The organism is Psychromonas marina (genome assembly GCF_030161115.1).
In the GTDB taxonomy this organism is placed as follows: Bacteria; Pseudomonadota; Gammaproteobacteria; order Enterobacterales; family Psychromonadaceae; genus Psychromonas; species Psychromonas marina.
Genome location: NZ_BSPQ01000021.1, coordinates 1 through 14,793, shown reverse-complemented (window position 1 = coordinate 14,793; position 14,793 = coordinate 1). Strand labels below are relative to the sequence as shown.

The following is a 14,793-nucleotide window of genomic DNA, read 5'->3' as shown; positions in this document are numbered from 1 at the left end:
CAAGCCTAACCTGAAATTGATTTTCTCTTGAAATTTATAATACCCAGTTAAGACAATTTTGCCTTAACTGGGTCAGTTTTATCACTCAAAATAGTTCATTATAAAACCCACAACGCAGTTAGGTATAATGTTCACCTTGTTAACTCCTTTACTATTATGTATTCGGATCAACCTTAAAAGCATCATGGCTGAATAATTGATTCAGAATATCAGCACTACTAGCGCCGCCAAGACTTGAAGCATCAATATTATCAAGCACAATAACCTGTTCTTTTTGATCTTCAGTTTTAACCGTCAGGTTGACGTTACCCTCAGCGTCATAACTTGCAGTCAAATCACCGGAATTACTGTGTAGTAACAGATCATCCAAGGTGAATTTATCATAGTCGCCATCGGATAATATTTGTGATAAATCAAGCTGATCTTCATCGAGTTTGAAATCAGTAATGGTATCAATACCAGAAGCATTATTTTCCCAGGTAAACAGGTCATTATCGTTACCACCCGCTAATATATCGTTACCTTCTCCACCAGAAAGGATATCAGCCCCCTCTCCGCCAAATAGCATATCCTCACCAGTTCCCCCCATAAGTGTATCGCTGCCATCAAAACCATATAGACTTTCACCACTATTATCTGCATTCAAAATATCACTGTCTTTATTACCAAAGTTCTCCGCAACATCAAGTTGCCCACTGTTAAGTAAAGCACCTAACTTATCTTCATCAGACATGCTTGCGGGATCACTACCTAATAGTGCCGATTCTGTTACCCCATTAAGGACAATATTTTGAATCAAACCACCTTGGTCATCGTAAATTTCAAGCGTTGAATCGACACCATTACCGGTCAACTTAATAATGTTACTCAACTCGCTCAGAGACATTGAGTCAAATGAGGTGAATGCATCTGTTAAATCAATGCTATCTACACCGACTTCAAAGTCCATAATGGTATCTGTCGCAGCACTGCCAACAACCCCAAAGTCACCGCTTTGCCATACAAAGCTATCTTTGACAGCATCACCTGTACCGAATTGATCCCCGCCCCAAAGTATATCGTCACCAGCACCACCAATAAGAATATCCGATGCCGTACCACCAATTAATATGTCCGCACCATCTCCACCTAGCAAGGTAGCTTCAGCACTACTATCAATCACCAAGTTTGCTGCATCAGCGCTTGCTGTAGCACCGATTTGATTATTGGTATTAGCAAGATTATCGACGAAAACATTGAGTTCGAGAGGTACCGATTCTGCTTTAGTGCCATCAGTTTCTTCTGACACTGCCACCACCTCAAGGTTAACATCGCCTTCACTCAAACCGATCACATGTAAGTCAGCGAGTTCAGCCTCTAATACCAGCCAGACACCACCTCCTAAGTCGCTACCAACCGCTTGACCATTACTATCTACTAACTGTCCAGAGCCTAAATTACGCACCTCAATTGTCAAAATTTCTGAGGCATCGGTTGCGATTGCAATCAATCCTAATAATGGAATCATCGTGTTGCTTGAAGCACGTATTGCTGAAGTTTGAATAAAACTGTTGTTCAGCGATAAGGTCGGTATATCAACTTTCGGTGTTACAGTAACCGCTACTTTGCTGATCGCAGTATCGTCACTCCCTGATCCGACATTCCCCCCATCATGGGTCGTCATTGTCAGTTCATCTGCACCGCTAAAGTTCGCATCACCTTGATAAGTGACTCCATTAGTGAGTACTGCATTTATCTCGTCTATTGAACCTGAGATTACCACCAAGTCAGTTCCCTGATCTGTCACCACAACGCTACTTCCAACAGGTACATCAACACTTAGATTACCGTTAGCCACACTCAAGGTAACAGACATAGCGCCCGTCGTTCCTGATTCGATAAAATCGACATCACTAATTTGCATGCCTGTTATAACAGTACTGCCATCTTCTTCCGCAATGACAGCATCAGGTACTGTATTGACAGGTGCATCATTCACCGGATTAACGGTTATAGTGATACTGTCGCTGTCAGTCAATCCATCTACCGGGCCAATACCTGAATTAGCCTGATCATTGGTTGTCATGGTCAGAGTATCGTCACCATTGAAATTAGCATCACCGGTATATTCAACACCACTTGCTAATAACGCATTGATATCTGCAAGGCTGCCCATAATAACTAATGTCTCTGAGCTTTCACCTGTCACGGTTAAACCTAATGCATCCCAATCGAAACTATCAGGAACATTCAACGTGCCATCACCAACATTCAGGGTCACTGTGATGTCACTATCTGGCGTTTCTTCAGCGTCTACATCAACCACTTTTAAGCTGTTAATTAATAAAGGAACATCTTCATCAGCTATTAAATTAGTTGGAATGACATTTTCTGGGGCATCATTATCAGCTTCAATCTCTACATGGATTGTTTCATCTATCGCGATACTATCATCCGCTACAACACCGTTATCGACTGCACGGATATCAACATCAATATTACCGTCCCAGTTAACGTTATTGGCATCACCTGGGTGGAAAATTAATTTATCAAGGTCTGAAGATTCAACCGTCACTAACCAACTACCACCGCCATTATTGGTTACCGTGCCTATTACACCACTTGGCAAAATAATCGAACTAGAATCGGGGATATTATTCAAGGTAATTTGTAGGCTTTCTGGGCCTTTCTCTATCACATTTGACCCGCTTCCTAGGTAACTATTGGCATCATCAAAAGCTTCAATATTTAAGATTAACTCAATACCTGCAATATCATTTTCTGTTCCCGTTACCTCTGTTTCTATATCAGTGTCAACGCGGTCAGCCACTGGTTGTACATCAATAATAAGAGGGGTTGTATTTTCTGCAACTTCATCTAATGAGTCTTCTTTACTGTAAACAACCACATTTAATTCAATTTCACCACTGAAGTCTTCAGGTGGAATTACTTTGATATTATCTAAATTGAACGTGGTTGCATTCGCTGGTACCGAAATACTCCATTCTCCATTACTGTTATTAGCAGCCCCCTCAATAATGAAGTCATCAGGTACCCCTGTCAGTTTTATAGACAGGATTTGTTCTGAGTCATCAACATCAACAATCGAACCACCAACACCGGTCAGTGAGATACCGCCAGCGTCTTCTTGACCGATAATTTTATCAGGTCCTGTCCAAGTTACTGCATCATTAACAGCGACAACGTCAAAACTTACATTAGTAGAGTAAGAACCACTATCAGATGCTGAACCGCCGATTTGGTCGAAGTTTACTGTATCTGTAATATCAACTTTCACAGCAACACTGACAGATCCACTGAAGTCCTCTTCTGGTTTGAATTGAATATTATTCAATTCTGCTTCAAGTAGCGTAATTTCAGAAACTAATGAACCATCGGATTCAACAAAGAAACCGTTTGTAGCATCAACAGTGAGCGTTACTGAAGTCACGGTTTCCAACCCTTGGTTCAAAGTGCTGCTGTTATCAGCAAGGGCGACACTTAAATCAAGCGTAATCACACCATCTTCATAGGCAACATCCGTATAATCAACATCCGCACTGCCATCTGTTATTGGTTGTTTATCGCTATCTAGTCCATCTGTCTTAACAACATTAATCTCAATTTCTGGTGTGCTCTCTCCGATTTGTGAATTACTAGGGATATCCACAACAGGGTTAACCTTAACAGGAATTGTGCCAAAGACCTCTTGCACATCACCACTGACATTATCAGTATTGACATATTTAACATCGAGTTCAAAATCACCGGAAAAGTCTTGAGGTAATTGAATACCCAATGCAGAGAAATCAACTGCACCTGTTGAATCCACATCTACGTTAAGTACATACTCATCTGTTTCATAGTTATATTCGGCACCTGTAATAGATGCATTACTAGGAAGCGCTGAACCACTAATGACAAGCGTAAATACATCATTACTTTGCTCTGAAAGATCCGTGCTGATAGAGATAAATGCATTTAATTGATCACCAAAATCAAGTAATTTATCTTCACTACCAATAATGATGACATCATTATCAATATCAATATTTCCAGCTAACTCGCTACCACCTGATACGCCTTGGAAATCAAGCTCAATAACGCTATCAACTTCTTTTATGACAGCACTACTGGAATCGCCTTCATTATTATCACCTAGGTCACGAATTTCAGCCGATATACGCACATAGACAGGCGATGTCTGAGCAACGGTTGCAATAATTTGTAGATTATCCAGTTCAGATTGTGGAACCGTCCAGCTACCATCACCGTCATTAATCCCGCCTGTCACTAAAAATTGATCTAGGGTGTTTTGATCTGTGATGGTATTACCATTGCTATCGACTAAGGTAATAATTACTTTCTCAATCACTTCAGCACTGCTCAGATCATCTTCAATGAAACTTAACCCATTAGTAAATGCTTGATCGCCTGTTGTATTAATATTGATGTCGATAACACCATTTGCATCACTGTTAATTATATTTGTCACATCACTATTATTATCGACCATCGCTAAGATGCCATCGTTTTCAACAACTGCATTTATATTAACGTTAAGTGTGCCTTCAATGTTTTTCACATCCGTCACTGTTGAATCGACATCTACTTCTGTGATTGTCACTTGTGTTTTCAATGTAATATCAACATCTGAATCTTCGGGGGCTATAACACGCAGTGATTGTCCATCGGTTGTGATCTGAACAACTTGTGCTGCTGTTAAGGTGATCTCACCACCGCCAGAAGCGATTAAGGTATTACCTATGTACAATTCATAATCTGCAGGTAGATCTTTAATCACCAAGCCGGTAATCACTTCCTTACTATCAATCAGCTCAGGTTGCCAATTTAAATTAACAAAGTTATCTTCATTACCATTTGAGTTTTTGCTGTAATCTGTTGCATCAACCATCGGTTCAACATGGATAACCAAGTGACCATCAAAGGATTTACTATCACCGTCGTTTTCTGTCACCACCAATCGCACATCAAGATCGATATCAGCGGTACTCATTAATGGTGGCGTTATCGTAATGCCATTTATAGTATCAAGATTCACTTCATATTTAGGATGACCATTGGCATCAGTACCGACATAAACCAGCGATTGTTCATTGCCGTTGGCATCAAAAACAGTTACACCCTCAGGAAGATTAGAAATAACCAAGCTCAGTGTTTCTGAATTGTCAGTAGGCGCTAATACGTGTTCACTTGACATGACAGTGAAGTCAAAAACGGCAGAGTTATCTTGATCAATGGTCGTTTCGAGTCCAGTACGACCATCGGTTAGTGCAGTCCATGCTGTATTGGTAAAATCAAAGTTCGGATCATCAGCAACACCGGTTAAGTCAACTTCAACGGTTTGCTCTGCCGTAACATATTCATTGACTACCGTTGTTGTGGTTGTACCATCAGGGTTTGTGATTGTCGCTGTATCTTTGATTACGCCTTCCACTTTTATAGTAAAATCAACATTACTCTCGGGAATTGGTTTTAGCTGTAGTTTATCAATATCATCGTAAGAAACTTCATATTTCCCATCAACATCGGCAACTAATGCTTGTCCATCAAACAACAAGATAGCGTCTGTAGGTAGGCCATCTATGCGTACAAAGGCTTGCTCTGAACCATCATCATTATCACTTTCAGGCGTTAAGAAAATGTGATCTTTTAAGTCAATCAACTGATCTTCATCGGATTCAATACGTTTCACTTTGATGGTAACTTGATCAGCATCTGGGATGACGTTAATGATGATCTCTTTCACTACTGAATCAGCCGTATCACTGTTATCACGCTCTTCACTCTGCGCGTACACATCGAGTTTAATGTCGCCACTGAAGTTCTCAGCAGGGGTCACTTGAACAGATCCTATATCTTCAGCAGGCACTTTATAGATGTTCGAACCAATAGCGGTTTCATCTAAGTTATCACCAACTAAAGTACCTTCACCCTGTTTGATGGTAATGAAGTAATACAGATCTTCTGAACTGGTATTAGCACCATCGTCATCTTCAAGTATTGCCGTTAAATTTAAGTCAACGCTATCGGTGTCTTCCGTAACGGTATAGTGGTAGGTGGTATTTGCATCATCCCATGTTGGAATATCAGCGACTCCGTCGACATGTATGGTAAAGCTACCTGTCATACCGGGATGTTTACTACCATCTGTATTGATAATTTCAGCACTTACATCGAAGTTCAAATCACCATTAATGGTTGAGAAGTCTTCGTCAGGCATAAAGGTCACGCCGGTTAATGTGAATATATTCCCATTAACGACGAAGGCATCTTCCCCAAGGGTAATTGAACCATCAACATTTGGAATAATTACTGCACCATTAAAGATAAAGTCACCGTGCATATCACCCACTGGTGTAATGGTAACCGTATCCACAGATTCACCACGGTCAATATCACCAGCATTAATTTCCATATTGATAACAATGCCTTGATAATTAGCATCAATACTGTCAGATGGGCTGCTGTTGTCTTCAAAACCGCTACTATTACTAGTGCTTAATGTGGCATCCTGATCACTAATTTTTAAGGTAATAATACTGCTGTCAGTGTCACCATCACCATCTGTGATATTGACAGTAATCGTCTCAGTAATTTCTTCTATATCATGTGGTAAATTGGGATTTGACTGGAATTTAACATCGCCATTGGCATTAATGTAAAGCGTACCTAGCTCTACTTGAGGTGAAGAATCGTCAAGCACTATGAAAGTATTATCTTCTATTCCGATAAGGTTACGTTCAACACCATCAATAATAACCGAGGTCACTTTAGCGCCGTCAGCACCTACATTGCTATCCGCAAGTACATCAGCAGTGCCAGTCCACTGACCTTCAACAGTACTTAAGGTCACATCTGTACCACTTGGCTGATCATCTTTAATAGTAATAGGTACATTAACCGTAATACTCTTATCACCATCTTGATCAACAGCTTGTATCGGTAAGGTGATAACTTGTTGAAGATCTGTTGCAGTGCCCTCTTTATGGTCAATATTGTCTTTTAGGGTAAACTCATATTCACCACTGTTACTGAGCGTGACGACAAAAATAGTGCTATTGCCAACCTTACCTTCATACTGATCAGCACTAGTGTTATAAGATAGCGTTATTTGCTGGCCATTTGACAGCAGAGCACCTGTATTTTGTTGATTAAAAGTAGCAACGTCAATAATAAAATCAGTCACTTCATCACTACCACTATCAACCGTAATTTTCCCATTTGCTTTTTCATCATTGCTTGATGGATTAGAACCTTCATTATTTAATGCACTTTCATCAACAACAATCGGCTCAAAAGCAGTAACTAACGGATCATCACCATCATTAATAGTGATTCCAACGGAAATAGCGGAATCTAATTTATCTCCGTCAGTATCTTTTATTTGCACAGGTACAGTGATCTTAATCTGATCTCCATCCGTTGATACCATGCCATCGCTATTTCCACCTTGATGATCCAGTGGTTGGTTTTGTGTAATGCTAAGAGTCACCTCTACATCTTTATCGTTAGTAGTATTTTGAGCTGCTGTTACCGCAATGCTCATCACTTCAACATTACCTGTAACACCTGTTAATATACCGTTACTGTAGGTAAAGGTAATAGCAACACCACCTGCTGTTAATTCATTTTGTAGTTCAATAATTAATGCATTAACAGTATCGCTGTCGATTTCGACAGTATCAGGGTCAAGGCGATCTACACCCGCTATAACACTAATCTGAGTAGTACCAGTTACAGGGTAGCCATCGATTCCTGCAGGGGTTAAATCACCTTCAGAGATGATAATCGAACCCGTTTGACCACCGATGGCATTCATACCGTCATTAACCACAATATTGATATGTCCAGGTAAACTGGAATCACCATCTACATCATCTGCGAATACATCAATAATGATGGTTTCTTGATCATTCGTTGGATCATCAACTTGGTCGATCGGTTGTGTTTGCTCAACTTGGTAATTTCCGTTGATATCAACCGTGATTTTCATCACTTCTACACTAGTATTTGCAGCTAATGTGACCAGTAACGTTTTACCATCAGCACTCACTGTAAAGGCAGTTGCTTGACCATTACTGGTTAAGTTATTTAACGAAGATTGGGTCTCATCAAAGTACACCTTAACAACTTGATCACTTCCGGTGTCAACATCAATTTGTCCAGAGCCAGAAACGATGCCATTATTTCCTTCATTTAAGTTAATAGTGCTGTCAGCACCAAATTTAGGATCATCGCCATCTTTGATAACCGCTATTACATTAACTGGTTTATCAAGTGCGTCTCCATCTGAATCACTCATCTGCACAGGAATCCTAACAGTGATTTTATCACTGTTTAGTTTCACGAAGCGACCCGAATCATTGTTATGATCCAGAGGTCCACTTTGCTCAATGAGCATATTTACTTTTACATCACCGTTAATTTGTTGTTCAGGTGTTAGTGTTATCTGTAAAATTTCAGTGCTCGGTATGGTTGCCGTCGAGCCAGTAATAGTTATCAAGCCATTAATATCTGTACTAAAAGTAAATGCCAGATCTTCGCCATTAGATGTTAAATCGTTCAATTCTGCTAACAATGCTGCTTGTACAGCAGGTTGTATACGCGTTGTATCAGCAACTAAATTATCGTTCAGGGCTTCAACGGTAAAGTTAGCAGTACCTGTTGATGGGTAACCGCGGTTATTGGAAGGATTTTCGATATCTCCTTCTACTACTCTTACTCTCGCCGTTACACCTTCACCAGTCGCATCTAAACCATCTTTGATAGTAATAAGCACTTGCCCTTGATTACTAACATCGTCATCATTATCGGTTGCTAACACGCCCAAGCTCAGAGCAATCTCATCTTGTGCATTATTATCTTGCTCAAGTGGTTCATCTTGTTTAACTGTATAAGTACCATCTGTATTGATAGTGATCGTAAGTACGGGGTCGCCATCATTTACGCCGTCTTTAATACTAACAGTGATCACGTTCCCGTCGACTTTATAACTTGTTGCTTGTCCGTTAGTGGTTAAACCAACAAGTGAAGCCTGCACTGCATTAAAGTCAATATTAGCGATAGCATCACTACCGACATCCAGTCCAATATCTGAACTGATAGTCTGACTACCTTCTGTCTCTGTTATTATTTTAATGTCATCAATAGCAAAAACTGGATCATCACCATCTTTGATAGTGATATCTACTTTAGCCGCTGTGACTAAATCATCCCCATCTGTATCTAATGCTTGCACAGGTACACTAATGGTAATGTCGTCACCAACAGTTTGAACAAAACCACTGTTATCGAATGCATTGTTATGATCCAATGGCAAGCTTTGTTGAAAATCAACATTCACTTTTATACCATCACCGTCAGCAAGCTGAGTGCCAGACAGGGTAATGGTCACTGCAACCTGACCGCCAGGTGTTGTGGTTCCGACTAATGACTTACCATCTAAACTCGGTATGAACTCTAAGCTTTCACCCGCTGTGGTTAAGGTTAACTCTAACTCATCAATCAACGCATCTAGTTGTGTCGAATCTAGGCTAACCTTACTTGGGTCGAGACGATCTTCCCCAGCACCGATATCAAAGGAAGCCGCGCTGTTTTTAGGATAGCTAGAACCACCATTTGAAGTTTCAAGATCTCCTTCAACAACAGTCATAACAAGGTTCTGACCACCTATTGCATCATCGCCATCAGTTACTTTTATATTGATGATACCGTTCGCGCTATCATCATCAGAATCGGTTACGATCACCTTGATCGGAAAGTTAAGTTCGTTATTAACAACCTGATCTAATTCACCAGTAATTTTCGCAGTGTAATTGCCATTAACATCAATATTAATTTCCAGCACGGTGTTGCCATTGCTATCTTTTAGCAGTAACTGATCACCATCAACATAAACCTCTGTTTGATTACCATTACTAGTAATTCCATCAAACCCAGATTGCATATTGGCTGCATCAAAGGTAATTGATTTGACTTCGTCACTGCCGGTATTAACCACAATACTGCTTGATAACAGATCATTTTCATTGCTTTCTTCATTCAGTAAAATACCCGAATCAAGGCCAAATGATGGCGCTTGACCATCATTGATTGTTACCGTTACAACGGCGGGATTATCTAAGCTATCACCATCACGATCTTGACCTTGTAGGGGAACTTTGATTGCAATACTATCGCCATTTTCGCTGACAAATCCAAGACTATTACCAGAGGTATTTTGATCCAGCGGTAAAAACTGTTCGACTTCTATTGTGCTAGTAACATCTTGGCCATTTTGTATTGAGGTCACCCTAATGCTGACCGCAATCTCTCCACCAGAAAGTTTACCCACTAACACGCCATTATCGAGTGTAAATATCAGTGCTTCACCACCAGAAGTAAGCTCTGCTTTTAACTCATTAATTAAAGCATCTTTCTGTAGTGGATCAATGCCAACTGTGCTGGCAAGCAGACGATCTGCACCGGCAGATAATGTTATATCAGTGTCTGCAGAGACAGGGTAATTATTTGGACTTAATCCCGGTTCGGTGATTTCCACCTTAGCCGTTTCATTACCACTTGCATTCGCCCCATCACTGATAGTGACTTTTACATTGACAGGTTGAATAAGCGGATCATCGTCTGAATCACGCATTTGCACAGGAATATCAACAGTGATTTTATCATCACTTAGTTTTACGTAAGTACCCGAGTTATTGTTATGGTCAAGTGCCCCACTTTGCTTAATGGACATACTGACTTCAACATGTCCGTTAATTTTTTGCTCTGGTGTTAGTGTAACGAGTAATATTTCAGTACTACCACTTGGTGTGGTTGCAGTTGAGCCTACAATGGTAATCATGCCATCAGTATCAGTGCTAAACGTAAATGTTAGCGCTTCACCGTCTGATGTTAGGTTATTTAATTCGATTAAAAGTGCATCACGCACGCTGTCCTCAACACGCATCGTATCAGCAACTAAATTCTCGTTAACGGCTTCTACAGTAAACTCTGCAGTGCCTGTCGTTGGAAAACTCACGCCAACATCTGGTAGTACAGCCTGTCCCTCTATAACAGTTAGATTTGCAGATATATTTTCACCAGTCGCATCCAAACCATCTTTGATGGTAATCAGTACTTTACCTTGATTACTTACATCGTCATCATTATCGGTTGCTAACACTCCCAAGCTCAGAGCAATCTCATCTTGTGCATTATTATCTTGCTCAAGTGGTTCATCTTGTTTAACTGTATAGGTCCCATCTTTATTGATGGTGATCGTAAGTACGGGATCGCCATCATTTACGCCGTCTTTAATACTAACGGTGATCACGTTCCCTTCGACTTTATAACTTGTTGATTGACCGTTAGTGATTAAACCATCAAGCGACGCCTGCACAGTATCAAATTCAACCTTAGCAATGACATCACTACCGACATCAAGTCCAATCTCTGAAGTGATAGTTTGACTGCCTTCAGTTTCAGTAATCACTTTAACGTCATCAACTGCAAAAGCAGGATCATCACCATCTTGAATGGTAATATCTACGTTAGCAGAAGTTACTAAGTTATCTCCATCGGTATCTTGTGCTTGTACTGGCAAGCTAATGGTAATGTCATCACCATTGCTTTTCACCAAGCCAAAACTATCAGTTACTTTATTATGATCCAATGGCAAGTGTTGCTTGAACTCAACGTTGACATCAATTCCATCGCCATTTTGCATACTTGTTAATGTAATGGTTACGGCAATATCACCGCCAACTCGAGTAGTACCCACTAAAGTAGTACCATCATTACTCAGGATGAATTGTAAATTTTCACCCGCAGAGGTTAAAGTCGATTCTAGCTCTGCAATAAGTGTGGATGTTTGTGTTGAATCTAGACTTACTGTAGTGGGGTCAAGACGATCTTCACCTGCGGCTATTTCAAAGGATCCAGAGGTGGTTTTTATGTAGGTCGAGCCACCACTTACCGTTTCAAGATCTCCTTCAATTGCCGTTATATCGAGACGTTGACCGCCAGTAGCATCAAGGCCATCAATGACTTCAATATTGATACTGCTTTTAGCGCTATCGCCATCATCATCTGTGACGGTCACATTGATAGGCAAGTTGAGTTTGTTACCTACACTCTGATCTAACTCTCCGGTGATTTTCGCAGTGTAAGTGCCATCAATATTGATGTTAACTTCAAGTACCGTGTTGCCACCACTATCTTTCAACAGTAACTGATCACCATCAACATGAACAGTTGTTGGGTTACCATTGCTGGTAACACCATTAAAAGCAGATTGTGTATCAGCAGCATCAAAGAGGATTGATTCAATGGCATCACTACCAGTATTAACAATAATAGAGCCTGACAATATACTATTTTCATCACCTTGTTCATTAAGTGAAATACCAGAGTCATCTCCAAATGATGGTACTTGACCATCTTTAATAGTAACCGTTATAACAGCAGGATTATCTAAGCTATCACCATCGGTATCTTTACCTTGCAGAGGAATATTGATTGCAATGCTATCGCCATTTTCGCTGACAAATCCCGCGCTATTACCAGATGGATTATGATCCAGTGGTAAAAACTGTTCGATTTTTATTGTGCTAGTAACATTTTGACCATCTTGGACTGACGTTACGATTATGCTAACAGCAGTCTCTCCAGTTGCAAGTTTGCCAACTAGCGCTCCACTTTCTAACGTAAATATCAGCGCTTCACCGCCTGAAGTTAGCTCTGCTTTTAACTCATCAATTAATGCATCTTTCTGTGTTAAATCAATGCCTACTGTATCAACATCAAGGCGATCAGATCCTGCAGACAGCGTGATATTAGTATCAGCCGACATTGGGTAATCGTTTGGACTTAACAGCGGTTCGGTTATTTCAACGTTCGCAGTTTCACCACCGGCGGCATTAATTCCGTCGGTAATGCTAATCTTCATTGTACCTGATGCGCTATCATCATCTTGATCAGTCACAGTAACCGCTAAGTTCAAATCTGTTGATAAGCTATCTTGCTGATCAATCGGACCACTGACTGTTACCGTATATTTTCCATCTGTTTCAACAGTGATTACCATGATCGGTTGATCATCGCTATTAAATAATGTGATGGTCTTACCATCCACATCGTAGCGTGTGTCGTTTCCATTACTGGTTAGGTTTTCAAGGGATTGTTGCGTTTCAGCAAACAACATGCTTTTAATCGTATCAGAACCAATATCTAGATTTAATTGCCCCTGTATAGCGATGCTAGAATCTGATGATTCATTAACAAGCGTACCATCGTCGGAATCAACAGCAAATGACGGGTTAGCACCATCATTGATAAGGATACTGATATCAGTCGGAGTTAACAGAAAATCTCCATCACTATCGGTTGCCTGAAGTGGTACTTTAATGCCGATTTGATCATTGTCAGAGGTAATATACCCAACAATATCACCGCTGTTTTTATGGTCTAACGGAAGATTTTGCGTGATTACAACCGTCACAGTAAGGTCTTGTCCATTTTGCAATGCAGACAGTTCGACCGTTAACGCGACTTCTCCATTTAATCGACCAACAATATTACCGTCTGCATTTAACGAAAAGTTTAATGCTTGACCAGCAGAGGTAAGTTCAGAAGCCAATTCTGATATCAATGCATCAACTTGCAAAGGGTCAACTTGAAGCGAGTTAGGCTGTAAACGATCTACACCTGCAATAAACTCAAATTCGCCAGATTGGCTAACAGGATAACTGCTACCTGTTCCATCAACATCAAGATCACCTTCCGTTAAGGTCATAGACTCAGTAATATTTGTGTTACCACCAACTGCATCATCACCATCAATAATAGTGATATCCATTGATCCTTGAGCAACATCACCATCTTTATCAGTGGCGGTGACAGCCAAATCAATATTGATACTATCAGTTGATGCAGTTTGATCCACAGGACCCATGACCGTCACTTCGTATGAACCATCTGTCGCGACAGTAACTGTTAACACTGGGGTATTAGTGATGTCATAAACAGTAACAATACTACCTTGTACAATATAGGTTGTTGCTAAACCGTTACTGGTAATGCCCTCTAGCTCTGGTTGAACGGAATGGAATACAATTGAGTCAATTTCATCAGAGCCAACATTTAATGGAATATTTCCAGTAATAACGTTGTTTTGAGCTGATTCATTAATGATGACACCGTTATCAAAACCAAAGTACACATCAGCACCATCGCTGATAATGATTTCAATATTTGCAGGCTTATCTAAATCATCATCATCGGTATCGGTTGCTTGTACTGGCACATTAATATGCAAGTCATCACCATCAAAGGTCACGTAACCTGCGGTGTCTGTGTCGTTATGATCAAGTGGCAGCTGTTGCGTAATCTCGACTGTGACGTTGATATCTTGACCTTGCTGCGCACCAGATAAGGCAACGGTTACTGCAACCGTGCCGTCAGCAAGTTCACCGATTAAATCACCATTAGTATTAACACTAAAGGTCAGCGGTTGACCGCCAGAAGTGAGTTCATTTTGTAGTTCAGTGATTAAATCAGCTTGTAAGCTAGGATCAATTTTAACCGAGTCTGGTACAAGGCGGTCTTCACCTGCCGCAATCACAAAGGTGCCTGATTTTATCGCTGGGTAACTGGTGTCAGTATCACCAATATTAACGCCATCACCTGCCGTGTCTAAATCCCCTTCGGTCAGTGTAACTGTGCCTTGATCATCACCAGCGGCATTGGTGCCATCGGTGATGGTAATATTCATTGCGCCATCGCTGTTATCGCCATCTTTATCAGTGGCGG

The 14,793-nt window shown here is 40.6% G+C and carries 1 protein-coding gene; it reads right to left on the bottom strand.

From position 1 onward, the window contains the following. Positions 1-154 precede the first annotated feature (154 nt). Positions 155-14,755, bottom strand: coding sequence for a T1SS-143 repeat domain-containing protein (locus QQK09_RS17315; RefSeq protein WP_284205428.1), 14,601 nt, complete (start codon positions 14,753-14,755; stop codon positions 155-157). Between the last annotated feature and the right edge of the window lie 38 nt (positions 14,756-14,793).